23 protein-coding genes are annotated in these 25,598 nt (G+C 55.1%); 12 read left to right on the top strand and 11 right to left on the bottom strand.

All coding sequences use genetic code 11. The features are described 5' to 3' along the window. Positions 1–15: 15 nt before the first annotated feature. The gene (uspB, locus tag C7434_RS19880) at positions 16–351 is read right to left on the bottom strand and encodes a universal stress protein UspB (RefSeq protein ID WP_006121097.1); all 336 of its coding nucleotides are present in this window, start codon (positions 349–351) and stop codon (positions 16–18) included. Between the two features lie 424 nt (positions 352–775). Between uspB and uspA the strand changes: the two genes are divergently transcribed. Continuing rightward, positions 776–1,213, top strand: a complete 438-nt coding sequence (gene uspA, locus C7434_RS19875) for a universal stress protein UspA (protein WP_006121100.1) — start codon at positions 776–778, stop codon at positions 1,211–1,213. Positions 1,214–1,277: 64 nt separating this feature from the next. Here uspA and rsmJ read toward each other — a convergent pair whose 3' ends face one another. Together rsmJ and prlC are read right to left on the bottom strand one after the other, a co-directional pair. After that, complete coding sequence (gene rsmJ / locus C7434_RS19870; RefSeq protein ID WP_033738260.1) at positions 1,278–2,030, bottom strand: 16S rRNA (guanine(1516)-N(2))-methyltransferase RsmJ; 753 nt, start codon at positions 2,028–2,030, stop codon at positions 1,278–1,280. 7 nt (positions 2,031–2,037) lie between these two features. Continuing rightward, positions 2,038–4,080, bottom strand: a complete 2,043-nt coding sequence (gene prlC / locus C7434_RS19865; protein ID WP_054632922.1) for an oligopeptidase A — start codon at positions 4,078–4,080, stop codon at positions 2,038–2,040. A gap of 321 nt (positions 4,081–4,401) precedes the next feature. Between prlC and C7434_RS19860 the strand changes: the two genes are divergently transcribed. Then, positions 4,402–5,244 carry a 23S rRNA (adenine(2030)-N(6))-methyltransferase RlmJ gene (locus C7434_RS19860; protein ID WP_006121111.1) on the top strand — a complete coding sequence of 281 codons (843 nt, stop codon included), beginning with the start codon at positions 4,402–4,404 and terminating at the stop codon, positions 5,242–5,244. 61 nt (positions 5,245–5,305) lie between these two features. Next, complete coding sequence (locus tag C7434_RS19855; protein ID WP_133745840.1) at positions 5,306–6,121, top strand: CPBP family intramembrane glutamic endopeptidase; 816 nt, start codon at positions 5,306–5,308, stop codon at positions 6,119–6,121. Between the two features lie 3 nt (positions 6,122–6,124). Here the strand turns inward: C7434_RS19855 and rnz are convergent, their stop codons facing one another. Next, positions 6,125–7,036 (bottom strand): ribonuclease Z, encoded by a 912-nt coding sequence (rnz, locus tag C7434_RS19850; protein WP_133745839.1) that lies wholly within the window; start codon positions 7,034–7,036, stop codon positions 6,125–6,127. A 124-nt stretch (positions 7,037–7,160) separates the two neighbouring features. Here rnz and gorA point away from each other — a divergent pair, with 124 nt between their 5' ends. Further along, positions 7,161–8,513, top strand: a complete 1,353-nt coding sequence (gene gorA / locus C7434_RS19845) for a glutathione-disulfide reductase (protein ID WP_133745838.1) — start codon at positions 7,161–7,163, stop codon at positions 8,511–8,513. Between the two features lie 73 nt (positions 8,514–8,586). On the opposite strand, the gene C7434_RS19840 is transcribed toward gorA, so the two are convergent. After that, positions 8,587–9,717 (bottom strand): ROK family transcriptional regulator, encoded by a 1,131-nt coding sequence (locus C7434_RS19840; protein WP_133745837.1) that lies wholly within the window; start codon positions 9,715–9,717, stop codon positions 8,587–8,589. Between the two features lie 294 nt (positions 9,718–10,011). On the opposite strand from C7434_RS19840, the gene C7434_RS19835 reads away from it, so the two are divergent. The 7 genes from C7434_RS19835 (at position 10,012) to C7434_RS19805 (ending at position 17,064) form a co-directional block, all read left to right on the top strand. Next, entirely contained in the window at positions 10,012–10,785 is a 774-nt protein-coding gene (locus C7434_RS19835; protein WP_039342793.1) for an inositol monophosphatase family protein, read from the top strand. Positions 10,786–11,120: 335 nt separating this feature from the next. Next, positions 11,121–12,176, top strand: coding sequence for an ABC transporter ATP-binding protein (locus tag C7434_RS19830; protein ID WP_226374599.1), 1,056 nt, complete (start codon positions 11,121–11,123; stop codon positions 12,174–12,176). Then, complete coding sequence (locus tag C7434_RS19825; RefSeq protein WP_039342799.1) at positions 12,173–13,039, top strand: ABC transporter permease subunit; 867 nt, start codon at positions 12,173–12,175, stop codon at positions 13,037–13,039. Before C7434_RS19830 ends, C7434_RS19825 begins: the two co-directional genes overlap by 4 nt. Continuing rightward, positions 13,039–13,875, top strand: a complete 837-nt coding sequence (locus C7434_RS19820; protein ID WP_133745870.1) for an ABC transporter permease subunit — start codon at positions 13,039–13,041, stop codon at positions 13,873–13,875. The genes C7434_RS19825 and C7434_RS19820 overlap by 1 nt, the downstream gene beginning before the upstream one ends. A gap of 31 nt (positions 13,876–13,906) precedes the next feature. Then, entirely contained in the window at positions 13,907–15,010 is a 1,104-nt protein-coding gene (locus tag C7434_RS19815) for an extracellular solute-binding protein (protein ID WP_033738282.1), read from the top strand. Between the two features lie 37 nt (positions 15,011–15,047). After that, positions 15,048–15,794: a glycerophosphodiester phosphodiesterase family protein gene (locus C7434_RS19810; RefSeq protein ID WP_006121123.1), complete on the top strand. Its 747-nt coding sequence runs from the start codon at positions 15,048–15,050 to the stop codon at positions 15,792–15,794. A 190-nt stretch (positions 15,795–15,984) separates the two neighbouring features. Next, positions 15,985–17,064: a porin gene (locus C7434_RS19805; RefSeq protein ID WP_006121125.1), complete on the top strand. Its 1,080-nt coding sequence runs from the start codon at positions 15,985–15,987 to the stop codon at positions 17,062–17,064. A gap of 117 nt (positions 17,065–17,181) precedes the next feature. On the opposite strand, the gene C7434_RS19800 is transcribed toward C7434_RS19805, so the two are convergent. The 4 genes from C7434_RS19800 to C7434_RS19785 all read right to left on the bottom strand — a co-directional run bounded on the left by C7434_RS19800 (position 17,182) and on the right by C7434_RS19785 (position 21,273). Continuing rightward, positions 17,182–18,120: an alpha/beta hydrolase gene (locus C7434_RS19800; RefSeq protein WP_006121126.1), complete on the bottom strand. Its 939-nt coding sequence runs from the start codon at positions 18,118–18,120 to the stop codon at positions 17,182–17,184. A gap of 170 nt (positions 18,121–18,290) precedes the next feature. Beyond that, entirely contained in the window at positions 18,291–18,629 is a 339-nt protein-coding gene (locus C7434_RS19795; protein ID WP_006121127.1) for a hypothetical protein, read from the bottom strand. Positions 18,630–18,659: 30 nt separating this feature from the next. Further along, the gene (locus C7434_RS19790) at positions 18,660–20,003 is read right to left on the bottom strand and encodes a cation:proton antiporter (RefSeq protein ID WP_006121128.1); all 1,344 of its coding nucleotides are present in this window, start codon (positions 20,001–20,003) and stop codon (positions 18,660–18,662) included. A gap of 61 nt (positions 20,004–20,064) precedes the next feature. Beyond that, on the bottom strand, positions 20,065–21,273 hold the full coding sequence (locus C7434_RS19785; RefSeq protein WP_058701475.1) for an MFS transporter: 1,209 nt from the start codon (positions 21,271–21,273) through the stop codon (positions 20,065–20,067). Positions 21,274–21,367: 94 nt separating this feature from the next. Here C7434_RS19785 and C7434_RS19780 point away from each other — a divergent pair, with 94 nt between their 5' ends. Then, the gene (locus C7434_RS19780; protein WP_006121130.1) at positions 21,368–22,300 is read left to right on the top strand and encodes a LysR family transcriptional regulator; all 933 of its coding nucleotides are present in this window, start codon (positions 21,368–21,370) and stop codon (positions 22,298–22,300) included. Positions 22,301–22,360: 60 nt separating this feature from the next. Here the strand turns inward: C7434_RS19780 and C7434_RS19775 are convergent, their stop codons facing one another. Together C7434_RS19775 and kdpD are read right to left on the bottom strand one after the other, a co-directional pair. After that, positions 22,361–22,864, bottom strand: a complete 504-nt coding sequence (locus C7434_RS19775; RefSeq protein ID WP_006121131.1) for a TIGR00645 family protein — start codon at positions 22,862–22,864, stop codon at positions 22,361–22,363. 54 nt (positions 22,865–22,918) lie between these two features. Further along, entirely contained in the window at positions 22,919–25,594 is a 2,676-nt protein-coding gene (gene kdpD / locus C7434_RS19770) for a two-component system sensor histidine kinase KdpD (RefSeq protein ID WP_033738288.1), read from the bottom strand. Positions 25,595–25,598: the final 4 nt, after the last annotated feature.

Here is a 25,598-nt window from a genome sequence, read left to right as displayed (position 1 = left end):
CTTCGGTCGCCCTTTTTAATGCCAGATAGCCAGGGCGATCAAACTGATAATGACTAATCCGCACAGCGAACTGGTCAACAAAAACAAGCCTCTTACCCGCTCACACCGGCGAATAAATTCGTCATCATGATGATCAAGATAGCGCCTTGCCCAAATATAGCGGACCAGCCGCACCTGCTTGCCAGGCTGACCATGGGAGGTGAAAAAACCCGCGCCGTCAACATATTGGTATAAGAGGGGATCGCAACCCCGCAGAACCACCAGCAGCGCACGCAACGAAGAGAAATAGCGCGCCATATTTACAAGGCATACCACACAAAGAGCCCAAAAAAGCGCGATAGTGCTGATCATGTCACCCTCCTTACCGGCACCGCAGAACAGTGCAAAACGCGCACCATGCTGAACAGTCCCTGCAGAATTTGCCAACAACCTCGTTAAGCGATTTGTAGTTTTATTTTTGAATCATCAGAAAAGTAACAGCCATGTGATCAAGGCTGCTTTTTTTAGTTTAGGAGAAATGTTCAATTTTTTACCAGCGAGGATTTTCGTTTTATACGAGTAAAAATCGTTCATCATTGATCTTATTCACAAGCCAGACGGCTTCAGAAGCATTTGTTAACACACAGGGCTATACTTTCAGGTATAACAACAGCATTGCCTGTATTGCAGGTTACCCAATTTGGTGGCGCTCATCGCCCGTTCGCGCAATGGATTTCGCAGCTGTGACGCGTCTGGAAACCGCTGCCATTCTGAATCTCGTGGAAGGAGTTATATCATGGCTTATAAACATATCCTGATTGCAGTCGATCTTTCGCCAGAAAGTCAGTTATTAGTGGATAAAGCTGTCTCGCTCGCGCGCCCTTACGACGCCAAAATTTCGCTGATTCATGTCGATGTGAATTACTCTGATCTGTACACCGGCCTGATTGACGTCAACCTGGGCGATATGCAAAAGCGGATTTCTGAAGAAACCCATCTGGCGCTGAAAAATCTGTCAGATGCAGCGGGCTATCCCATCACCGAAACCCTGAGCGGCAGTGGCGATCTGGGCCAGGTGCTGGTCGATGCGATTAAAAAATACGACGTGGACATGGTGGTGTGCGGTCATCATCAGGACTTCTGGAGCAAGCTGATGTCATCAGCGCGTCAGTTGATCAACACCGTGCATATCGACATGTTGATCGTGCCACTGCGCGACGAGGATGACGAATAACCCGCACGAAAAAAGCCGGGGCGGTTGACGTGAAGGAACGTCGTCGCCGACCGGCTTGACATGACTACTCCGCGAGCGGCGGATAGATATCGAAGCGGTGGCTTTTCGTGACCACCGCAGACTGCGTAACGACACCGGCCAGCGGTGGCGCATAATCAGGACGTTTCACCACGATACGCTTCTTTGCCAGACGGCGGGCCGGTTCCAGCAAGGCATCCGCATCCTCATCCGCGCCGACTAATGACTGAAACACCCGCATCTCTTTTTTCACCATGGCGCTTTTTTGCCGATGGGGATACATAGGATCGAGATAAACCACATCTGGCGGTGGCGCAATATCGGTGAGTGCCTGAATACTGGAGGCATGAATCAGTGAAAGACGTTCACGCAGCCAGCCACCAATTTCCGCATCCTGATAGCCACGCGCCAGCCCGTCTTCCAGCAGTGCCGCCACCACGGGATGCCGTTCCAGCATGCGCACCCGACAGCCTAAGGCCGCCAGCACAAACGCATCGCGCCCTAACCCGGCGGTCGCATCCACCACATCGGGCAGGTAACTGCCTTTAATGCCGACCGCTTTTGCTACCGCTTCGCCACGGCCACCGCCAAAACGCCGGCGATGCGCCATGGCACCGGAAACAAAATCCACGAAGATGCCGCCCAGTTTAGGCTCATCCCGCTTACGCAGTTCAAGATGCGTTGCGGTCTTTACCAGCGCCAGCACCGCATCGTCACAATGCGTCAGTTGCCAGCGTTCGGCCAAAACAGATAAGGCGCCGTCACCGGCGCCTGTTTCATCAAACAAACAAATTTTCACGTACGGCTTATCCCTGAATACCGTAGTGTTCCAGCATGGCATCCAGCTGAGGCTCACGGCCACGGAAGCGTTTAAACAGCTCCATCGGTTCTTCCGAACCGCCGCGCGTCAGAATGTTGTCGAGGAAGGACTGGCCGGTTTCGCGGTTAAAAATGCCCTCTTCTTCAAAACGTGAATACGCATCCGCCGCCAGTACATCGGCCCACAGATAGCTGTAATAACCCGCTGCGTAACCGCCCGCGAAGATATGGCTGAACGCATGCGGGAAGCGGCCCCATTCCGGGCTGGGGACCACGGCGACTTTGCTTTTCACTTCGCGCAGCGTCTCCAGGATCTGTGCGCCTTTTTCTGGGTTGAATTCAGTATGCAGACGGAAATCGAACAGACCGAACTCCAGCTGGCGCAGGATGAACAACGCCGCCTGGTAATTTTTCGCTGCCAGCATCTTATTCAGCAGGTCTTCAGGCAATGGCTCGCCGGTTTCGTAGTGCCCGGAAATAAACGCCAGCGCCTCCGGCTCCCAGCACCAGTTCTCCATGAACTGACTTGGCAGTTCCACCGCATCCCATGGCACACCGTTAATGCCTGACACGCCAGCCGCCTCAACGCGGGTCAGCATGTGGTGCAGGCCGTGACCAAACTCATGGAACAGGGTGATCACTTCGTCGTGCGTGAACAGCGCCGGTTTACCACTGACGGGACGGTTAAAGTTACAGGTCAGGTAAGCGACCGGTTTTTGCAGGCTGCCATCGGCTTTACGCATCTGCCCAACGCAGTCATCCATCCACGCGCCGCCACGCTTATGCTCACGCGCATACAGGTCAAGGTAGAAGCTGCCGCGCAGCTCGCCACTTTCATCAAACAGATCGAAGAAACGCACATCCGGGTGATAAACATCCACATCCGTCCGCTCTTTGGCGGTGATGCCATAGATGCGTTTGACGACTTCAAACAGGCCAGACACCGCACGGGATTCCGGGAAGTAAGGACGCAGTTGCTCATCACTAATGGTGTAGAGGTGCTGTTTCTGTTTTTCGCCATAGTAGGTCAGATCCCAGGGATTCATGGTCTCCACGCCGTACTCTTTCTTCGCGAAAGCACGCAACTGCGCCAGCTCTTTCTCGCCCTGTGGACGTGCGCGGTCGGCCAGATCGTTCAGGAAATCGATCACCTGAGCAGGGCTTTGCGCCATTTTGGTTGCCAGCGATTTATCCGCGAAGGAGTCGAAACCCAGCAGCTGAGCCAGTTCGTGGCGCAGAGCCAGCTCCTCGGCCATAATCGGGCCGTTATCCCATTTGCCCGCATTAGGGCCTTGATCGGAGGCGCGGGTGGAATAAGCACGGTACATTTCTTCACGCAACGCGGCGTTATCACAGTAGGTCATCACCGGCAGGTAGCTGGGAATATCCAGCGTCAGCAACCAGCCTTCCTGACCTTTGGCTTCAGCCTGCGCTTTCGCTGCGGCCAGTGCGCTCTCCGGCATGCCCGACAGTTCGCTTTCGTCAGTGATCAGCTTGCTCCAGCCCATCGTGGCATCCAGCACGTTGTTACTGTAGGCAGAGCCCAGCTCAGACAAACGCGCGGCAATTTCGCCATAGCGCTGCTGCTTGTCTTTTTCCAGACCAATCCCGGACAGCTCAAAGTCACGCAGGGCGTTATCGACGGCTTTCTGCTGCGCCTGATCCAGCGTGCGGTAATGACTGCCTTCCTTTAAATCCCGGTAAGCCTGATAGAGCCCTTCGTGCTGACCAACCCAGGTACTGTACTCAGACAGCAGCGGCAGCGTTTGCTCGTAGGCTTCACGCAGTTCCGGGCTGTTTTTAACCGAGTTCAGATGGCTGACCGGCGAAAAAATACGGCTCAGGCGATCGTCGGCTTCTGCCAGCGGCTGGACAAGATTATCCCAGGTGTAAGGTGCGCCGTGCGCTACCACTTTTTCCACCATCGCCCGGCATTCATTTAAAACGTCGGTCACGGCAGGCACCACGTGCTCAGGCTTAATCGCCGAAAACGGGGGAAGCGTGAACGAGGTGAGTAACGGATTAGTCATAGCGCAGTCCTTTAACAATGTGTGGGGCGCGATGAATCGCGCAACGCAATCTTATTAACATGCGGTCTGGAATGCTGAAAATCAATGGTGTAACCGGTCATGAATAGCAGAATAGCGCCAGGCTGGCCTTCCGCCGGCGTTTGGATTAACCATAGCAGAGGATAAAACAGGCTAACACACCGATGGCGCAGAAGGTTTACCCTGTAATCCAGGGCCAGAGGCCCGCTGCCGTGCGCGAAATGCCAGCAATTATTCTTATCTGTCGTTATAATCGGGCCAACTTGATTATTTTTAGCTTCAACCGCGGACATACCCTTTTTTATGTTGAGTTATCGCCACAGTTTTCACGCTGGCAACCATGCCGACGTGCTTAAGCACACCGTACAGAGCCTCATCATCACTGCGTTAAAAGAGAAAGAAAAACCGTTTCTCTATCTGGATACGCACGCCGGTGCAGGACGTTATCAACTCAGCGGCGAGCACGCAGAGCGCACGGGTGAATATCTGGAAGGCATCGGACGCATCTGGCAACAACCGGACGCGCCCGCCCTGCTGCAACCCTATTTCGATGCGATTCATGCCCTGAACCGTAACGGCACGCTGCGCTACTATCCTGGCTCTCCGCTAATCGCCCGCCATCTGCTGCGCCCTGAAGATAAGATTCAGCTGACCGAGCTGCATTCCAGCGATTATCCGCTGCTGCGTACCGAGTTCAGCAAAGACAGTCGCGCGCGCGTTGAAAGGGCCGATGGCTATCAGCAGCTAAAAGCGAAGCTGCCACCGCTGTCACGTCGTGGACTGATACTGATTGATCCGCCTTACGAAATGAAAAGTGATTACCAGGCCGTCGTAAAAGGCATTCAGGAAGGTCACAAACGTTTCGGTACCGGTATTTATGCGCTGTGGTACCCGGTCGTCTTGCGTCAGCAAATCAAACATATGCTGCGCGAGCTGGAGGCCACGGGCATCCGTAATATCCTGCAGATTGAGCTGGCCGTGCGCCCCGATAGCGATCAGCGTGGCATGACCGCGTCCGGCATGATTGTCATCAATCCCCCGTGGAAGCTGGCCGATCAGATGAACACGCTGTTGCCGTGGCTGCATCAGAAGCTGGTGCCAACCGGCACAGGCCATTTCAGCGTTAACCAAATCGTACCTGAATAATTCCTTTCCCAGCTTAACGTCGCCGCGCACAGCACGGCGGCGTTGAACGTAGGTCATTTTTATGTGGATCATCCTGGCGGGCGCGCTGGCCGCCCTGCAACCGGCGAAACGCCTCTCTCTGTTATTGCTCGCGCTGGCAACGGCGCTGGGCGTTTATCATAACGTCCTCGACTGGCCCGTTACCTTTGTGTTTGCGGCTGTCGCTGCCCTGGTCGCGTTTCGTATCTACGATCGCCGGAGTCGGCGATGGCAGATCGTCAGCGAAGCCCTTCTGGTGTTGATTGCGCTGGCGCTGATGCTGCACCTTATTCCGGGATTCAATAATCCCCTGCAGGTCGAGGCGGTTAAGGTCGGTGCCCGCAGCGTGCCCTTCTCATTTTCCTTTAATTTCGATAAAGCGCTGATTCCTTTTCTGCTGCTGGCCTGTCTGCCGACGCTGTTCAACGCAGAGGCGCATCCGCCGCGCTCGCCGGCCTGGTGGCTCGCGCCTGTCGCCGCCGTGCCGCTGCTGTTGGGCAGCGCCGTGTTGCTGGGCGGCCTTGCCGTCGAAACGCACCTTCCGGACTGGCTGGGGGCGTTTGCGCTGGCCAATCTGTTTTTTGTCTCACTGGCCGAAGAGGCGTTTTTCCGGGGTTATCTCCAGCAGCGCCTGCGCCAGAAATGGGGCGGCGTGATCGCCCTGCTGGTAACGGCACTGCTGTTTGGTCTGGCCCATGCATCTGGCGGGGTGCTGCTGATGATCTTTGCAGCGCTGGCCGGACTGATTTATGGTCTGGTCTGGCACTGGAGCGGCCGCCTGTGGCTGGCGACCGCGTTCCATTTTGCACTCAACATGGCCCACCTGCTGTTCTTTACCTACCCTGCGCTGGCGCACTGATCCTTACAGCGTGAAGACCGCCAGGTCGTGCGCCATCTCGGTGTCAGGGAAAATGCGCTGGCATTCTGCCAGCAGGCGCGCCATGTCCCGGGCGAGGTAACGCGAACTAAAATGGGTGGCAATCAGGCGCTTTGCTCCGGCCTGCTTTGCCACCGTCGCAGCCTGTAAGGTAGTAGAGTGACCGCGCCCGTTGGCTTTTTCAGCCAGCGCCTCTTCCAGCGTGGTTTCATGCACCATCACATCAACGTCCGCCGCCAGCTGTAGCGCGACGTCAGTGGGCGCAGTATCACCAAAAATGGCCAGCGTTTTGCCTTTCACTGGCGGCCCAAGATACTCAGCGCCGTTAACGGTACGCCCGTCTTCCAGCGTAATCGTGTCGCCCTGCTTTAACTGCTGATACCAGGGTCCGCGCGGTACGCCCTCTGCTTTCAGGCGAGGCGCATCCAGAAAACCGGGTTTGTCATGCTGCTCAATGCGATAGCCAAAGCAGGCAATGGTGTGATTCATCGGCCAGGCGGTCACGCGAAATTCGCCATCATTCAGGACCTCACCCGCGGCGATCTCAACGATCTCCAGCGGGTAATCGGTATACGAGCTGGACAGCGACAGTGCCGTTTCAACGAAAGCTTTCAGCCCTGCTGGACCGTAAACCGTCATTGGCGTGGTTAACCCCGCCATCGAGCGACTGGTAAGCAGGCCCGGCAACCCAAAAATATGGTCGCCATGAAGATGGGTGATAAAGATTTTATCGAGTTTGCCAGGCTTCAGGTCTGAGCGCATAAACTGGAGTTGCGTGCCCTCACCGCAGTCAAACAGCCAGGTGGCGCCGCTTTTGTCGCGGGTAAACGCGATGGCAGTGACATTGCGTTGCAGACTCGGCGCGCCCCCGCCGGTGCCAAGAAAAGTCAGGTACATGCTATGCTTCCCTGTAAATAATGAAACGATAAGGCCTGTTACAATCATAGGCGCAATTTTTGCGACGCCGTACCCTGCGGCGTTACACTCTCTATCACTTTCCCAGTAACCGGATGAGACTTCCATGACCCGACATTATGACTATCTCGCCATCGGCGGCGGCAGCGGCGGTATCGCTTCAATTAACCGTGCAGCAAGCTATGGCCAGACGTGCGCCCTGATTGAAGCCAAAGCGCTGGGCGGAACCTGTGTCAACGTCGGCTGCGTGCCGAAAAAAGTAATGTGGCACGCCGCACAAATTGCCGAGGCCATTCATCTTTACGGGCCGGATTATGGTTTTGATACCACCGTTAATCGCTTTGACTGGGGCACGCTGGTGAAAAACCGTAGCGCCTATATCGATCGTATTCACCAATCATACGACAATGTTCTGGGGAAAAATAAGGTCGATGTGATCCACGGTTTTGCCCGTTTTGTTGATGCCCATACCGTTGAGGTGAATGGCGAAACGATCACCGCCGATCATATTTTGATTGCTACGGGCGGACGCCCGAGTCATCCCGACATTCCCGGCGCGGAATACGGGATTGATTCTGACGGCTTCTTTGAGCTGGATGCCCTGCCAAAACGTACCGCCGTGGTCGGCGCGGGCTATATCGCCGTTGAGCTGGCGGGCGTGGTAAACGCATTAGGTTCAGAAACCCATCTGTTTGTTCGCAAACATGCGCCACTACGCAATTTTGATCCGCTAATTACGGATACGCTGGTTGAGGTGATGAACGCGGAAGGCCCAACGCTGCATACGCAGGCGACGCCAAAAGCGGTAGTAAAAAATGTCGATGGCAGCCTGACGCTGCAACTGGAAGACGGCAGTGAATACACGGTTGATTGCCTGGTCTGGGCGATTGGACGCGTTCCTGAAACCGACGGCCTGAATATTCAGGCAGCGGGTGTGGCGCTGGACGAGAAAGGCTACATCAAGGTCGATAAATTCCAGAACACCAACGTGCCTGGCGTTTATGCCGTCGGCGATAACACCGGTGCCGTCGAACTGACGCCGGTCGCCGTCGCGGCGGGCCGTCGCCTGTCAGAGCGTTTGTTCAATAACAAACCGGATGAGCATCTGGACTACCGCAATATCCCGACTGTGGTGTTCAGCCATCCCCCCATCGGCACGGTGGGCCTGACAGAGCCGCAGGCGCGCGAACAGTACGGTGATGACCAGGTGAAAGTCTACAAGTCCGCCTTTACCGCGATGTACACCGCCGTCACGCAGCATCGCCAGCCGTGCCGCATGAAACTCGTCTGCGTCGGTCCGGAGGAAAAAATCGTCGGCATTCATGGCATTGGCAGTGGTATGGACGAAATGCTGCAGGGCTTTGCGGTTGCGTTAAAAATGGGCGCGACCAAAAAAGACTTTGATAATACCGTGGCGATTCACCCGACGGCGGCGGAAGAGTTTGTCACCATGCGCTAACCCGTTCCTCTCTGCTGCCGACAGACAGCAGAGAGACCACCGCTCGCTGGCCTTCGCGCCAGTGAGCGATTTATCAGTTGAAATAGGTCTCCCGCAGCGGCGTCAACGCCGCACCGAGTGCCGAGCTGTCGCCCTCAATAGTGCTCAGCAGAATATCCGGATACTCCGCCGAAATATTACAGCGTTTGCCCGAACTGACCCGGGGCATGGCTAAAAACATTTCGCCCAGCTTACGGGGCAATTCGCCGCCTAAAATAATGGCACCGGGATCGATAACGGCATTCAGGGCATCCATCGCCCGATGTAAATTGGGCGTGACTTCGTTGACCCATTGCCGGGCAATGGGCCAGTCCGGATCGAATTTATTATTCAGATCGCGAATGTTGTGAATTTCAATACCGCCGTTGCGCAGTCGATCAATTAAGATCCCCAGCGCAGGACGCAGTTTGCCCTCTTCCGGCGAAAAAATCCGGCTGATCTCGCCCGCATTGCCAAAAGCGCCCTGAAACGGTTTGCCGTTAATGACAATGCCGCCACCAAAGCCGTAATTAAAAGAGAGGTAGCCGAAGGTCTCGTAGTGCAGGCCCGCGCCCAAAAAAGCTTCTGCATGCGCGGCCGTCGTGGCGTTATTTTCAATCCAGACGGGCCGGTCAAACAGCGTCATAATTTCACGGCGCAGATCAATGCCCATCCAGTTTTTCAGCGGTTCTGGCGGATTAAAATATTTCCGGGCGTCATACAGAAAGCCCGCCATGCTGTATCCGACGCCACACACTTTTTCTGACGAAATACCAATATGTTTTAAGGTATCCAGATAATGGCGTTTGAGATCCAGCAGCGTTCGGGCAGGATTGCCGGGCAGCGTGTCCAGCACGCAGTATTCGATAATATCGCCGCGGAAATTAATCAGGCTTGCCGCCACGCTGTCAGAGTTAATGGAAATACCGTAACTGTAACGTGCGTCCGGATTCAGGGATAACGACGGGCTGGGCTTACCCCTTCCCTGTGAGGGCGATTCCCCCAGGCTGAGAAAACCGTTTTCGGTCAGTGTATCAACAATACGGTGAACCGATGACTGATTCAGAATCGTTTGTGAAACCAGCGAGGAGCGGGAAATGCCGTGATTGCGGCGAACAAGCTCAAGAATAAGTTTTTCACTGCGATTAAGTTCGACTTCATCACGACCTGAATATCCATGAACCACCACGTTATCCTCACCGTTTTAATGACAGGTTCTGTTACACCCTAGCACGCTTTTATGCATTCCGAATAGTCATGCGCCTGACCTTTACGTGCTGTGTGAACATGCTGATTCAGGACGATATTCCTAAAAAAAATCGCATCACCAAATCATCATAATACTGACACAAAACAGGCCGACACTCTAATTTCATGCGTAAAGCATTATATTAAATCAGCGTTTCCCGTTGCTGAGTCATTGTGCAGCACAAGGTAAACGAACGAGCTCAGGACCTTTCACAAAATGAACGGATTAAGAATGGATACGCGCGTAAAGGTGATTGAACGTATTGCTCAAGAGGCATCACAGCTGGCGCTGGATTATTTCAGGCAGCTCAGTGAATTAGAAATCTGCGAAAAAAGGCCCCAGGATGTGTTCAGTGAAGCAGATCAGGAGGTTGAGAAGCTGATTCGTCAACGTCTGGCGCAATATTTCCCCAATGAACGCGTCATTGGCGAAGAGCAAGGCGGCGAACTCAGTGACCGTTACTGGTCGGTCGATCCGATTGATGGCACCAGTAACTTTCTCCGTGGCTCGTCGTTATGGGGCATTTCTGTCGGTTATGTCATCGACGGCGAACCGGTCATCGGGGTGATTGTTCATCCGGTGTTAAACATCATGCTGAGCGGGGGCAAGGAGGCCGGCATTTATTTTAACGGCCAGCCTTTTACGCGACCCGAAATCGCCCAGGGACTCAAAACCGTTGCCATTGGCGACAGTCCTTCATGGGACTTCACCCACCAGCTCTGCATTGAAAAAGCGTACCGGGATACTGGCTGGAATGTGGTGCGCTACCGCTGTGCCACCATCGGTTTAAGCTTTAGTGTGCTGGGCTATGTCGATGGCTATCAGGAGTGCTTCAGCAGTATGTGGGATGTTTCCGCGGGCTATGCCCTATGCAAAGCCGCAGGGCTTGATGCTCATCTGGCCGGGAGCCAGGAAAAAAGTTCAACACATGTGAGTGTTGGCACCGCGGCACTCAATCGCCTTTCCGCCCAGTTTATTCCGCACCCCCGCTTTACCCCCGCCTGAATATCCGTCAGTCCGCGCTCTCTTCCTGCCGTCTTTTCATGACAGCGTTTCGGCGCTGTCCTCCCCGCTTTTTTCTTCATATGACCGACAAACGTTCTGCCTTCAATATTATTCACTATGCATGATAATAGTTAGCAGAGTAAATGTACGAAATCAAAGCAACTCATTATTATCATGTTAAATATGGGTTTTATAAAATTAATAAATTCTTAACCTGCCTGAAATTGCCTAATTTCGCCGCATCAAATTATTATGCGCATCGCATTAATTAAGATGCACACATTTCTTCAATGACGGGGCAGCCATACGTGAATACGCTTGAAATCAATAATGCCATGCTCAGATTCGACGACTTTGTCGCGCTGGACGGCATTTCACTGAAGGCCGAAAAAGGACAGTTCGTTTCCCTGCTGGGTCCGTCTGGATGTGGCAAAACCACGCTGCTCAAAGTGATTGCGGGCTTTTACAGCCTGGACAGCGGGGAAGTCCTGATTCACCAGCAGGACATGCATCAGGTTAAACCTGAGCACCGCGATACGGCCATGTGCTTTCAGTCCTATGCGCTGTTCCCTCACCTGTCTGTGGCCGAAAACATTGGGTTTGGGCTGAAGCAGAGGAAAATGGCCAAAGCGGAGAGACAGGATCGCGTCACGCAAACCGCCGCTCAGGTCTCGTTAAACGCCCACTTACCGAAGCTGCCTGCGCAGTTATCGGGCGGTCAGCAGCAGCGTGTCGCGCTGGCCAGAGCGCTGGCTGTGCGGCCCGAAATCGTGTTGTTCGACGAACCGCTGTCGAATCTCGACGCCACATTACGCGACAGAGTCCGCCTCGAAATCCGCCAGCTGCAGCGTTCACACGGGTTTACCGCTATCTATGTGACCCATGACCGTGCAGAAGCCCTGTCCATGTCTGACGTCGTCGTGGTTATGAACGCCGGACGCATTGAGCAAACCGGCACCCCTGAAGATATTTATTACTCGCCGGTTAACCGGTTTGTTGCGGGCTTTGTTGGCCAGGCGAATGTGATGAAAGCGCATGTCATCGACGGTGACAGTCACACCGGAATGTATCGTGTTTCCTGCGTGCTGGGTGAAATGAACATTCACAGTCCTGTTCCGCCCCTTTCCGACAAGGTATACACCTTCTGGCGTCCGGAAGATGCTCTGCTGAGCGAACAGGAAACCGGTATGAATACCCGTGCTTTCGAAATAGGTGCCGTGAGCTTTCTGGGCAACCTGTCCGAGCTACAGGTTCACCCAAAGGACCATGAAGAGCCGGAATACCAGTGGCATATTCAGTTAGTCGGTAAAAATCATATTCGGGAAGGAGATAGCGTTAATTTTTCCATCGCGCCTGACAGGATTCGCTTTTTGCAGGAAAGCTGGTCATGAAAGTGCACAACCGAAACATAGTCGCCTGGTTACTGGTGCTGCCTGCGGTCGCTCCCGTCGTGCTCACCCTGATTCTGATCGTCGTTATGGCCATCGCGCAATCTGTCGGACTGTTCAACTTTGGCGCGCCTGCGCATTTTACGCTGCAGTACTGGGAAACCATCCTGAACGACAGTCAGCTGTGGCGCGCCACCGGCTATTCCCTGAAAATTGGCGTGGTCAGTGCCGTCCTGTCTGTGGCGCTGGCCCTGCCGCTGGCGCTGTGGCTGAGAAAGCCCTTTCCCGGCTCTGTGCTGATGAGCGGCTTACTGAAAGCCCCGTTGATGGTACACGGGCTGGTCGCCGCCCTGCTGTTCATCAATCTGATTTCCTGGCAGGGCTTTATTAACCTCGGCCTGCTCAAACTGGGCATCATCTCGCAACCCATCCGTATGCAGAATGATCGCTGGGGCATTGGTGTCATTATCCTGCAGGTCTGGAAACAGCTTCCCTATGCCCTGTTGATCATCACCGGCAGCCTGCGCGCTATCGGGGACGAAATCGTTGATGCGGCCCGCGATCTGGGCGCAGGCAAAACCGCCCGCCTTTTACAGATCATTCTGCCCTTATCCATCAAAGCCGTTCAGGTCTCGCTGATCCTGATCTTCATTGGCGCATTGGGCGACTTTTCATTCCAGGTCGTGGCTGGCCCCACCAGCGTTTTCTCCCTGTCGCAATACATGCTGCGCTTTCCGGAAATCAGCGCCCAGGGCTGGAACCTTGCGGCCGTGGTGGCGGTGATATTAATGCTGGCGGCGTTTGTCGGTGCGGTGGTGCTGGCCGGTGTGGCGAAGTGGCTGCAAAAAGTGGGAGAACATAAATGATGAGAGCCAGAAAAAGCATGTCGCCCCTGCGTATCATGATGATGATCCTGATTACCGCACTGTTCATGTTGTGGCTGGTGATCCCCTTTATTCTGACCGTGCTGTGGTCTCTGGTGGATAAAACGCATCCCTGGGCCTGGCCGGATGCCCTGCCGCCCGTGCTTTCCCTGGGCCGCTGGGTCGAAGTCTGGACGACCACGGCCCTGCCGCAGGCGCTGAAGAACAGCTATTTACTGGCGGCAACCGTCTCTGTGCTCACGTTGCTACTGGCCCTGCCAGCGGCCTGGGCGTTTGGCCGGATGTCGTTTACGGGTAAATCCCTGCTACAGAATGCGGTTTTGCTTCCGCTCATCGTGCCCGGCTTTGTGATTGCGCTGTTTTTTTCCATGCTGTTGAACGTGGTGGGCATCCACAGTCGGTTTGTCGGCATTTTACTGGGACATACCATCATCTTAATGCCCTATGCCGTGAGGATTCTGACCCTTTCCTTTTCTCAAATACGTCAGGACACCCTGGATGCCGCCCGCGATATGGGCGCGTCTGTAGTAAATCGTTTTTTAGTTGCCTGCCTGCCAACTATCAGACCCGGCATATTTGCGGCCTTAATTATTGTCTTTACGTTATCCATCGAAGAGTTCGCCATTAGCTTTATTGTCGGCTCGCCGGATTTTATTACCGTACCGACCATTCTTTATTCTTATCTGGGTTACAACTTTATCAGACCTAATGCCGCTGTTATTTCTTTAATGCTGGTCGTGCCGAATGTCATTTTAATGCTGATAGCTGAAAAATTACTGACAAAGAATCCCGTCGCCGCTTTTTCTGGAAAAGGCTGACGGTTATTAACTCGCTTAACTGGGGAAAATCATGTTCAGACGATCTGCCACCTTATTATTACTTGCGTGGGCTTTTTGTACTCAGGCTCAGGATATTACACAAATGGACTGGCAACACATTGTTGACGAGGCTAAAAAAGAAGGGAAATTAACCTGGTACCAATGGTATTACCAGGATCGTCTTAAAGAGCAGGTCAGCCTGTTTGAAAAACAGTACGGTATTGCTGTTACGATCTCTGAAGGTCCGCTGCAAGGCAATATTAATAAACTCATGGCTGACCGGGGACGGGAAACAGGCGATATTGATGTGTTTTCGATTGGCGGAGGCGCATTCGGTACGGTATCGCCTCAGCAAACGTTTTTTGGCCCGATTAATACACTGCTGCCGGAAGGCAAAACCCTGAACTACACCATTGAGGGTACGGACAGTAAAGGTTATGGCGTGGCATTTTGGGGCAATCAGACGGGCCTGGCCTACGATTCGCGCCGCATGAAAGAAAGCGAGTTGCCCCGTACCCTGCCGCAGCTCACCACCTTCCTGCAGACTCATCCTCAGGAGTTTGGCTTTAACGTGGAAAACGGCGGTTCCGGTCCGGCGTTTATTGAATCTGTCACGCGTACGCTGGTGCCTGGCTTTGATTTCACCAAAGGCGATGCGGATGTAAAAAGCCTGACGGCCTTACAACCGGCCTGGAACTGGTTCAAACAACTGCGTCCTGATTACATTATTACCGCCTCTAACGCCGACAGCGTGACGCGACTGGTGAGCGGTGAGTTTCTGCTGGTCCCCGCCTGGGAAGACTATCTGGTGGGCTTAGAAAACCACGGCGAAGTCCCCAAAACCATCCGACTCTATATCCCCGATTTCGGCATGCCCGGCGGCGGAAATATGGTGGCGATTCCCAAGAATGCGCCGCACAAAGCGGCAGCATTACTGTTTATCCACTGGCTGACGCTGCCCACGACACAAAGGCTGTTTCAACAAGTTTATGGCATTACGCCACAAAATAAAGAAGTGAATCGCGATGCTGGTCTGATCAACAGCAAAGAACGTGTTCATGGCACCCAGTTCATGCCTAAACCGCTAGGCGACGAAGTCAGAACCGAATTTTCTAACCAGGTCTTACTTAAGTAAGCCTGTGCTAACCCGACAACAGAAGGTAACGCTGAGCATGCCGACAAAAAAACACCCTGTACGCGTAGTGAATTCCCGCCTGATTGCACATCGTGGTGCGCCTCTGCTGGCACCAGAAAACACACTGCCTTCTTTTCAGGCGGCCGTTGAGCATGGCGCGACGTGGATAGAGGTGGATGTCAAACTGACCAAAGACAGGCACCCGGTCATCATTCACGATGATGCGGTGGATCGGACAACAAATGGCACCGGCTATGTCGCCAATTTAACCCTGGACCAAATCCGGTCGCTGGATGCGGGCGTCTGTTATGGCCACCTGTTCAAAGGCGTTAAAGTCCCTACACTGGCTGAAACCGTGGGATTTGTGCTGGATAAAGGTATTGGCCTTCAGCTGGAGATCAAACCAACGTCTGGTCAGGAAATTGAAACCGCGGAAATTGCCATTACGCAGCTGAAATCGCTGTGGCCTGCGGATGAAAAGAAGCTCTTTATCAGCAGCTTTTCTGAGCTCTCGCTGAAGGTTGCGGAAAGGATCATGCCTGACGTCCCGCGTGGACTGGCCGTGTGCGTTCCTCCCAGCGATCCTGTGGCATTACTGGCCAGAACCGGCTGTCAGATCCTGCACTTCCTGGCGGACTTTGCGACGGATGACGACCTGAAACGCCTGGCCGATTCCGGTATTGAATTTGCGATTGCCACAATTAATGACCCTGCTGTCGCCCGTAAATATTTACACAGTGGCGCGCAAACGATATTGAGCGATATACCTGATTTAGCCATTTAATAATAAATACATTATCAAGGCGTTATGCGCCCTGATAATCAACACCAGGGAAAACCATAAAAATACGGCCACATGATGTAGCCACGTAACGCTTTTAATTATTTCGTCATAACGAAACTGACATTTTTGAACAATGCCGCCTTGTGCGGAAATAAACCTCATGCTTCACCAACATTAAAGGGTAGATGATATGCAACGTAAAATAAAAATATGCGCGCCGCATGCACTGTGTTTGCTGATCTCATTTTCTGCATGCTCCGCTGAAATTTATAATAAAAACGGTAATAAACTTGATCTGTACGGTAAAGTCGATGCGCGTCATGTCTTTTCGGACAATACCGCCGAAGATGGTGATAACTCTTATGCGCGCCTGGGTTTTAAAGGTGAAACCCAAATTAACGATCAGCTGACAGGCTATGGTCAATGGGAATATAACTTCCAGCTGAACCACAGTGAAGGCGGCACTGACGCACAAACCGGGAATGCGACGCGTCTGGGTTTTGCAGGTCTGAAACTGGCTGACTTTGGCTCATTCGATTACGGCCGCAGCTTTGGCGTGCTGTATACCGCATCGGCTTACACCGATATGGCACCGATTTACGGTTCCGGCACCATGACCACCAACGACAACTTCCTGTCAAAACGCTCAACCGGCCTGGCCACCTGGCACTCGCCAGACTGGAACGGCCTGAAGGTCATTCTTCAGTATCAGGGGAAAAACGACCGCTCAACCGCTAAGCTGGCAAACGGCGACGGCTACGGTGCCGGTCTGACCTACAGCATTACCGATGGTTTGAGCATTGCTGCGGCCGGTATGAAAGCCAATCGTACGCTGACACAGCAAGCGGACGGTCAGGGTGACGATGCGACGGCATGGGTGACCTCGGCCAAATACGATGCGAACCAAATCTACCTTGCCGCGATGTACGGTGAGGCCAACGATGTGACCCCGTACGGCCAGCTATCGCAGATTGCTGACAAGACGCATAACTTCGAAGCCATTGCGCAATATCAGTTCCTCAACGGCTTACGCCCTTCCATTGGTTTTGTCACGCAGCGTGGAGAAAACCTGCAAGGCGCAGGCAACTTTGCCGGTGGAAGTCAGACCATGCAGAAGTATATTGCGGTGGGCACCTATTACTACTTCAACAAGAACATGCTGACCTATGTGGATTACCGCATTAACCTGTTGAAAGATAATGACTTTACTCGTGCTACCGGTATCACTACGAAAGACAGCGTCGGGATGGGCCTGACCTATCAGTTTTAATCGCAGTGACCGTGCTTTATCACATGCTTTGCCCTGTGTCGCTTCAATCCTGAGAATCGCTGTTTTAGCGAGGCCGGCAACTGCCGGCTTTTTTTATGACCGGCGTCGCCAGGATAACTAAAGGACAGTGGCAGACCGATGCGTCAACGGTGAGGGGTTCTGATCAAGGTTTTCCAGCCATTTCACATAGGCCTGATCCCACAGCGCAGCCGGCGTGCCCGCTTTACCCAGGCCAAAACCATGCCCGCCGCTGGAAAGCTGAATCAACTGAACCGGCACGCGATTGCGGCGACAGGTATCGCGCATTAACTGCGTGTTAAAGGGTTTTGAAGTGTGGTCGTCACCAGCCTGCGCCAGGAAGGTTGGCGGATAAGCGTGCGTGACGTAATTTTGCACAGACCAACTGGCTTCTTCCTGTGGGCTGGCATCATTACCGACCATCATCAGATGTGTATTGGTATGTTGATAAGGGGCTTCCAGGGTAATGACCGGATAAATCAGCCCGACACTGTCCGCTTTGGGGATTTCCTGATCCACTCTGTCAATGGGGGGATAGGACTGAAAGTCCGGACGCGCCGCCGCCATCCCCAGCAAATGCCCACCGGCCGAAAATCCTAATACATGCACTTTTCGTTCGAATGAGCGAAGCAGACGCAGCGCGCGCTGGGCATCCTGTAAAGGCGCCAGATTCCCGGCCTGCCACTTTTCACGCGGCAAACGGTAGCTGAGAACATAGGCGGTATAGCCGTTGGCATTTAACCAGTGTGCAACGGGCCAGGCTTCACGTCCCATACCGATCCAGCGGTAGCCGCCGCCTGCCGCGATGAGCACCGCTTCACCGTTGGGGTTTTCAGGTCTGAAACGCTGAATCGCCGGGCTGACGATATTCGACCAGGAGCCCCATGCATCAACACGTAATTTTCCGCCAGGGCCGCCACCGCCGGGCGGTTCGTCCGGCCAGAGGGGAATAATATCATCGCGGGCAAACAGTTTGCTGGTAGCCAGTGAAAGCGCAAGCGCTCCTGTGCCGAAAATAAAGCGTCGACGCGTAATCATGATGCCTGTTAAATCTATGCCAGAAAGGTCAGACGGCCCTGTCGGTCCGCTGCGTTTTTATTATGTATCGCACGTTTGGTGAAGACGCTGGCGATTATGTACGCAATCGGGCATGAAAATCCATTAAAAAACGCGCCATTTTAGCGCGTTTATTGACGATTTAACTGCGGTTAATCTTCCTGCTGGAACTGCGTCATCACCGTTTGCTCACACTGCTGCGTATTTTTACGCAGTTTAGCGCGCTCTTCGTCACCCAGCTGCAGCCATGCGCTGGCGACTTCATTCGCCAGTTCCTCGTCAAATTCAGGTTTATTGAAGGCGGAAGAGGACTGCGATCCTGCGACGCTGGATTTCATTTTTTCGACATACTGATCGGCTGTCGATACGCTTTTTTCACTGCTCACGATGTGACACAGCTGGCTGGCGTAAGCACTTTGTTCCGTGTCGTCTGCCGCCAGCGCACTGCCAGAGGCCAGTACGCTCAGCAACAGTATCTGAGATATCTTCATCGTCTTCTCCTGTTATCAGTTAACCCACTTTCATGACTGGCGCTGCTTTGCATCCAGTCGGGCCTGGCGCCAGTTTAGCAGCGGCGTTACCGACACGCCGTGCACCACGATGCTGCATACCACCAGCGTCAGCGCCATATCAACCATCATCGTTGCCTGCGAGCCGCCCATACCATGGACCCAGGCAAACGCAATATAATTAAGACTACCTATACCGCGAATCCCCAGCCAGCCGATGAGCAAACGGTGAGGAAGCGATACGCCGCAGCGCAGCGTGACCAGCCATACGGCGAGTGGCCGGACGACCACAAACAGCAACAGGCCGAGCATCACGCCCTGCATGTTCCAGTGATGGGCCAGCGTCACGCCGAGGACCACCATCATTGTGGCCGCCAGTAAACGCTCAATAGTATCGCCAAAAGACAGCGCGTCGCCTACCACTAAACCGACCGATTTCACCATACCGCTACCGTGTTGCTGTAAACGCTGGTTGGGATTGACCAGTGCTTCCGCAGGCAGCACCCGATCGTCATCCGGCATATCATCAGGCTGATAACGTTTGAACACACCCAGTTCAGCCCGACGTAATCCCAGGCCTGCCGCAAAGGTAGCCAGAAAGCCCGACGCGCCCAGCGATTCAGCAAGGGCATAGCTCAACGCAATGAGCGCCAGCGCCAGAAAGTCATTGGGTGCGACATCACCATGCGCATGACGAAGCCGTGCGGCCAGCAGGCCGACTAACCGCCCCAGACCAAACCCCAGCAGAATGCCGCCGCCAATGGCCCACACCACATCAATGGCTGCCCAGCGTGCCAGCATGCCCGTGCCCAGACTTTCACCGTTAAACAGCAACAGGGCCAGAATGAGTAACGGCAGCGCCGAACCATCATTCATGCCCGCCTCACTGGATATCGCAACGCGCAGGGCATCATCGTCCTGCGCATCGCTGACGGAAATCAGGCTGGCCAGCACAGGATCGGTGGGCGCAACAATGGCACCAAAGGCCAGCGCAATCGGCCACGACAGCCCCACCAGCCAGTGAGACAGCAGCGTCATTGCGGCGACCGTCAACAACATGGCCGGAAACGCCAGCAGGCTGCCCGCGCGCCATTGCCTGGCTTTCAGCGGCAGACGCAGCTTGAGCCCGGTGATGAACAGCGACGCGGCCATCGTTATCTCGGTAATATGCGCGACCAGTTCAGCATGGCGGAGGATATCGATTTCAATCACATCAAATCCCCACGGCCCACAGGCGATCCCGGTTAATAAAAAAAGACCAAAAGAGGTCACGGGGCCGCGGTGGATCCACCCTGATGCCAGCGACATTAATAACAGCAGACAGCCCGTCGCAGCTGTCCAGGCAATGAAGTTCATAACGCACCGTTTTAATTGAGTTTATGACTAAGCCTGGCACATTTGCTGGCGGGCGGAAGAATCAGTCCCTGAGGTGACGACTGGCGAGGCGGATCAACAGGCTGACAGCGGCGGCAACGGTGGATAACACGACAACGCCATTCCAGCCCCAGTGCGCCAACGCCAGGCTACCCAGTGCCGCCCCACTGGCCATACCGATAAACACCACGGTAAACAGCAGGGCATTTAGCCGGCTACGCGCCTCGGGAACCAGACCGTAAATCAATGTCTGATGGGCCACCAGGGTCGCCTGCACGCCTAAGTCAAAACCTATTGTGCTGATAATAATGACGGCCAGTTGAGCAGACAGCGGCAGGAAAGGCAGTAAAAACATCAGCGCGAAAGAGAGCGTCACCAGACCGGCACCAAACTGGGTGACGCGCGCCGGGCCAATACGATCCGCCACGTTCCCGGCCAGCGGCGCCGCCAGCGCGCCTGCCGCCCCTGCCAGACCAAAAGCACCGGCAATGGCACTGTCAAAATGGAAGCGGTCGCTAAGCATGATCGCCAGCGTTGACCAGAACGCACTAAAACTCACGGAGAGCAGTCCCTGTGCCAGCGCCGCACGCCGCAGGGTTTGATGCGCACGCCATAAGTGCACCAGTGACAACAGCAGGCGGGGATAGCTTACCGACGTACCCGGCGTAAAGCGCGGCAGTACGCGCCACAGCGTCAGGCTGATCAGCAACACGGCCACAGCCGCAATCATGTACATGGTGCGCCAGCCAAAATACTCCGCCACCACACCGCTAACGACACGGGATAATAAAATGCCGACCAGTAAACCCGTCATCACCGTGCCAACCGTTTTACCCCGGCTGGCCACCGGGGCGAGCGCGGCCGACGCCGGAACAATGTCCTGCGCCACGGTCGCCGTCAGGCCGGTGATAAAACTGGCGATAAGCAGTGCGCTGATGCCGCCGGAAAAGCCGCACAGCAGAAGCGCCATGACTAGCAGTAACCCTTTGATTAAAATAATGGTGCGACGATCGTGGCGATCGCCGAGCGGGGCCAGCAGCAGGATCCCCAGCGCATAACCCGCCTGGGTTAACATGGGCACCATACCGACGCTGCCAACGCTTATCTGGAACTGCTTGCTGATGATGTCGAGCATGGGCTGACTGTAGTAAATCGATGCCACGCTCAGACCCGCACCGGTTGCTAACGTAAAAACAAGGGGCGCAGGCAGGCGCTCAGTTGAATGCCGGTTCAGGTTATGTACCACTGTCATAGTGAAATCCTCGAAAAAAGCGTGTGGCAAGTAAAGCCTGTTTTTGGCATACGCGGTAGACTGATAAAAAACAAAACGGTTATACGTGGCGCGCATGAGCAATTTCAGCAATAACGATCGTATCGCATTGATGCATACCTTCATCCGCATTGTCGAAAGCGGCAGTTTGTCTGCCGCCGCAGTGCAACTTGGCACAACACAGCCCACTATCAGCCGTCGGTTGCAGGCGCTTGAGCACGGGCTCGGCGTGAAGCTGATACTGCGCACGACGCACGCGCTCAAGCTCACCGATGATGGCGAACGCTGTTATGCACAGGCACGTCAACTGCTCGCCACCTGGCATGCGCTGGAAGACGATCTGACCGGCGCAGGCAGCGATCCCGTCGGGACACTGCGGGTACGCGCGCCACATGCATTTGGTCAGGATCAACTGGTCGCCCCGCTGGTGGACTTTATGCGCCGCTATCCCCGTTTACGCATAGAGTGGATGCTGAACGACAGAACACCCGATTTTGTGGCCGAGAACGTTGACTGCGCCATTCAGGTCGGCGCGCCTACCGATCCTTCGGTCGTGGCGGTGCTGCTGGCCGAAGTGCCGCGCATTGTTGTCGCGGCCCCTGAACTGCTCCGGCAGCATGCACCGATCACCCGGGTCGAACAGCTGGGCGCGTTGCCCTGGCTCGCGTTAACCAGCTTCTACCGTAACGAAATCGCGTTACAGCATCAGGACAAAGGTGAACCGGTGAATCTGCCCATCGCCCCTGTTTTAAGCAGCGACAGCCTCTATGCGGTACGCAAAGCTGCGCTGGCGGGCCTGGGTGCCGCCATCGTCTCGTCGTGGGTGATACAAGAGGATTTAGCAGAGGGCAGGCTGGTCCAGCTCATGCCGGAATGGCAGGCTCCGGCGTTACCGGTATGGCTGACCTATCCCTGGGCGAGCTATTATCCTGCCCGGCTGACTGCGTTTTTTGCCATGATCAAGGCGGTGTTGCCTCATCTGGCGGGGGCACGGCCGGCGTCAGGCTGACGCCGGCATCTCGCGGGAAAAGCGACGTCAGTCGCCGGCGCGGATAACGCGTGCCGTCGGTTACACGTTTTTCTTCTCTGCCCGCGACATGCTGTCCAGCCAGCCCATCACAAAGGCCGACAAAACGAAGGTCAGATGGATGATCACGTACCACATCAGCTTATCATTTTCGACATTGCGCGCGTCCATAAACACCCGCAGCAGGTGGATGGAGGAGATAGCCACAATCGACGCCGCCACTTTGTTTTTCAGCGAGCCGGAATCCATCTTACCCAGCCAGCTCAGCTTCTCTTTGCCCTCATCAATATCGAGTTTGGAGACAAAGTTTTCATAGCCAGACAGCATCACCATCACGAGCAGCCCGCCGACCAGCGTCATGTCCACCAGTGACAGCAACAGCAGGATCAGGTCGTTTTCTGCAATGCTAAAAATGTTGGGCAACAGGTGAACAATTTCCTGGAAAAATTTGATGGTCAGTGCCAGTAATCCCAGCGAAAGTCCAATGTAAACGGGAGCCAACAGCCAGCGCGATGCATACATCAGGTTTTCGGTAAAACGTTCCATAATTTCCCAGTCATAAGCAGTAAAGTCGCGCATTATAACCGATCATCTGTGAAGTTATTTCAGCCCTTCAGGAGAAATTTCAGGTGCGGGCGGCAAGGGTAAAGAAAGGCGGAAACAGGCCCCACCTTCCGGGCGATTTTCCGCCCAGATCTGACCGCCGTGACTCTCAATGATGGTTTTACAAATGGCCAGCCCCAGTCCGACGCCAGGCACGGCCGACTCTTTGTCGCCACGCGAAAACTTATCAAAAATACGGGTCATGTCCTGTTCCGCGATGCCCGGACCGCCATCCCAGACGGCAATTTCCAGGCGGGCATGATCACACCAGGCGCGGATCCCGCGCGGCACGCAGTTACCGGCGTATTTGAGGCTGTTTTCGATCAGGTTGGTAAACACCCGCTCCAGCAAGGTGCTGTCTCCCTTAATCAGGACGATATCCGCAGGCAGATCGAGTTCGACCGCCTTTCCTTTCAGCGACGGTGCCATGCTACTGAGCGCCCCGCCGATCACCTCTTCGAGAGCCAGCCACTCTTCCCGTAAATTCAGACCGCCGGACTGAATACGCGCCATATCCAGCATATTGCTGACCAGACGAATCGTGCTCAGGGTCTGTTCGCGAATCTGGCTGGCCTGGGGCACATATTTTGAATTATCACTGGCCAGGTCGAGCATCAGCATTTCCGCCTGACCAAACAGCACGGTTAAGGGCGTGCGTAAATCGTGAGACAGCGCCGACAACAGGGCATTGCGTAACTGTTCACGCTCGGCGGCCAGCCGCGAGGCCGCTTCACTCTGCGACAGCGCCAGACGTTCCAGCGCGTTCGCAATCAGGACGGTGAAGGTTTCTAACAGCCGCTGCTGTTCGGGAATCATCAGCTGGCGCACGTTTTCTGGCTCGACGACCAGCAGCCCGCGACAGGATTCTCCTACCTTCAGCGGCAGAATCTGGTAGGGCACGGCCGGTAACGTGTCTGTGCCTGCGCCGGCTGGCTGGCCTTTGCTGTAGCTCCATTTGGCGATAGCCCAGTCCGGTTCATTTCCCGGCAGCGCGTTGCCCAGGGTTTGCAGCTCGCCCTGCTCATCCGGCAGCAGCAGCAGGGATCGGGCCTGCAATGTGGCGTCGAGCACGCGCTGACTGGTGGCCGCGATATCCTCGGGTGTCAGACCGCTGCCCAACGATTTAGCCATTTCATACAGTTGCCGGGTGCGCTGTTCGCGATAACGCGCGACGCGCGCCTGGTAGCGCACGCCCGCCGTCAGGTTACCCACGATCACGCCGACCGCCAGCATTACGCCAAAGGTCACCAGGTACTGTAAATCGGAGACGGCAATCGTGCCTTTCGGTGCCACAAAAAACAGATCAAAGGCAATGATGTTGATGACTGTGGCGATCACGGATGGCCATCGGCCATAACGCAGGGCCACGATCACCACCGCCAGCAGGTAGATCATCACGCAGTTGGCCGGATCAAAGCTGATCAGCACCGATTGTCCGGCGGCGGTGACCAGAATACACAGCACCAGCGCCATCATGACGCCGCGCAACTGCATGCGCCATTTGTCGCTGTTAACCCGGTCGCTGGCTAAGGGATGCGGCGCATCCTGCATGGGCTCATTGAGTGCCACTACCAGCAAATCCAGATCCGGGCCCAGTTGCCCAAGCCGCTCAGCAAAACTGTCGCGCCGCCAGCGTCGCACGGGACGCCGTCCGGTCACAATCTTGCCCAGATCGTGTTCCCGCGCGTAGCGCAGCACCGCCTGAGCGTCGTCGGGATCGGAGAGCGTTGCCGTTTCCGCGCCCATCTCCTGCGCCAGTTTGAGCGTCCGCAAAATGGCGCGGCGACGGGCCTCCGGTAAGCGGTTGAGGCGCGGCGTTTCAACATAGACAGCGTGCCATTCGCTGCCGAGCCGGGCGGCCAGCCGTGCCGCCGTACGAACCAGTTTCTCGCTGCCCGTATCGTCTCCGATACAGAGCAAAATCGCGTCGCGCGTGTGCCAGACCTTGTCCCGTCCCTGGCTGTCGCGCCAGGCGCGCATCTGGTCGTCTACCCGATCGGCCGTGCGGCGCAGTGCCAGCTCACGAAGCGCAAACAGGTTGCCTTTGCGGAAGAAATTTTCGATGGCCCGCTCGGCGCGATCGCCAATGTAGACCTTGCCCTCTTTCAGGCGTTGCCGGAGATCGTCAGGCGGCAGATCCACCAGCACCACTTCATCGGCGCTGTCAAAAAACGGGTCTGGTACGGTTTCACGCACCTGAATGCCGGTAACGCCGCCGACCACATCATTCAGGCTTTCCAGGTGCTGAACGTTCACTGTGGTCAGCACATCGATGCCCGCATCCAGGAGTTCTTCAATATCCTGCCAGCGTTTGGGATGTCGCGAGCCTTTCACGTTGGTATGAGCCAGTTCATCCATCAGGATGACCGCCGGATGACGTGCCAGCGCGGCATCCAGATCGAATTCAGCATGGCGGGATCGGCCGGTAGCGCGACGCGGCAGCACCACCAGTCCGTTAAGAAGCTGGGCCGTTTCCGGCCGCTCGTGGGTTTCCACCACGCCGACCAGCACGTCGAGTCCCTGGGCACGGAGCCGCTGCGCCTCCTGCAGCATGGCGTAGGTTTTCCCTACCCCCGCACAGGCACCAAAATAGATCTTGAGCTTACCGCGATGGCTGTCACTGTTGGCCTGTAACAGCGCATCCGGATCGGGGCGCAGCGGTTCGTGATTCATAGCG

The sequence above is a fragment of the Pantoea sp. PNA 14-12 genome (assembly GCF_004364735.1).
Classification (GTDB): domain Bacteria; phylum Pseudomonadota; class Gammaproteobacteria; order Enterobacterales; family Enterobacteriaceae; genus Pantoea; species Pantoea stewartii.
The sequence above is the reverse complement of the archived record's forward strand: the minus strand, read 5'-3'. Positions and strand labels throughout refer to the sequence as shown.

Excerpts from the sequence above, each read along its gene's own strand:
- C7434_RS19820 (WP_133745870.1), top strand. The coding sequence starts at position 13,039 with ATGAGAGCCAGAAAAAGCATGTCGCCCCTGCGTATCATGATGATGATC.
- C7434_RS19780 (WP_006121130.1), top strand. The coding sequence starts at position 21,368 with ATGAGCAATTTCAGCAATAACGATCGTATCGCATTGATGCATACCTTC.
- C7434_RS19860 (WP_006121111.1), top strand. The coding sequence starts at position 4,402 with ATGTTGAGTTATCGCCACAGTTTTCACGCTGGCAACCATGCCGACGTG.
- C7434_RS19795 (WP_006121127.1), bottom strand. The coding sequence starts at position 18,629 with ATGAAGATATCTCAGATACTGTTGCTGAGCGTACTGGCCTCTGGCAGT.
- kdpD (WP_033738288.1), bottom strand. The coding sequence starts at position 25,594 with ATGAATCACGAACCGCTGCGCCCCGATCCGGATGCGCTGTTACAGGCC.
- C7434_RS19855 (WP_133745840.1), top strand. The coding sequence starts at position 5,306 with ATGTGGATCATCCTGGCGGGCGCGCTGGCCGCCCTGCAACCGGCGAAA.
- C7434_RS19775 (WP_006121131.1), bottom strand. The coding sequence starts at position 22,864 with ATGGAACGTTTTACCGAAAACCTGATGTATGCATCGCGCTGGCTGTTG.
- uspA (WP_006121100.1), top strand. The coding sequence starts at position 776 with ATGGCTTATAAACATATCCTGATTGCAGTCGATCTTTCGCCAGAAAGT.
- C7434_RS19805 (WP_006121125.1), top strand. The coding sequence starts at position 15,985 with ATGCAACGTAAAATAAAAATATGCGCGCCGCATGCACTGTGTTTGCTG.
- C7434_RS19790 (WP_006121128.1), bottom strand. The coding sequence starts at position 20,003 with ATGAACTTCATTGCCTGGACAGCTGCGACGGGCTGTCTGCTGTTATTA.
- C7434_RS19830 (WP_226374599.1), top strand. The coding sequence starts at position 11,121 with ATGCTCAGATTCGACGACTTTGTCGCGCTGGACGGCATTTCACTGAAG.
- C7434_RS19825 (WP_039342799.1), top strand. The coding sequence starts at position 12,173 with ATGAAAGTGCACAACCGAAACATAGTCGCCTGGTTACTGGTGCTGCCT.
- C7434_RS19835 (WP_039342793.1), top strand. The coding sequence starts at position 10,012 with ATGGATACGCGCGTAAAGGTGATTGAACGTATTGCTCAAGAGGCATCA.
- C7434_RS19800 (WP_006121126.1), bottom strand. The coding sequence starts at position 18,120 with ATGATTACGCGTCGACGCTTTATTTTCGGCACAGGAGCGCTTGCGCTT.
- rnz (WP_133745839.1), bottom strand. The coding sequence starts at position 7,036 with ATGTACCTGACTTTTCTTGGCACCGGCGGGGGCGCGCCGAGTCTGCAA.
- gorA (WP_133745838.1), top strand. The coding sequence starts at position 7,161 with ATGACCCGACATTATGACTATCTCGCCATCGGCGGCGGCAGCGGCGGT.
- prlC (WP_054632922.1), bottom strand. The coding sequence starts at position 4,080 with ATGACTAATCCGTTACTCACCTCGTTCACGCTTCCCCCGTTTTCGGCG.
- C7434_RS19810 (WP_006121123.1), top strand. The coding sequence starts at position 15,048 with ATGCCGACAAAAAAACACCCTGTACGCGTAGTGAATTCCCGCCTGATT.
- uspB (WP_006121097.1), bottom strand. The coding sequence starts at position 351 with ATGATCAGCACTATCGCGCTTTTTTGGGCTCTTTGTGTGGTATGCCTT.
- C7434_RS19785 (WP_058701475.1), bottom strand. The coding sequence starts at position 21,273 with ATGACAGTGGTACATAACCTGAACCGGCATTCAACTGAGCGCCTGCCT.
- C7434_RS19815 (WP_033738282.1), top strand. The coding sequence starts at position 13,907 with ATGTTCAGACGATCTGCCACCTTATTATTACTTGCGTGGGCTTTTTGT.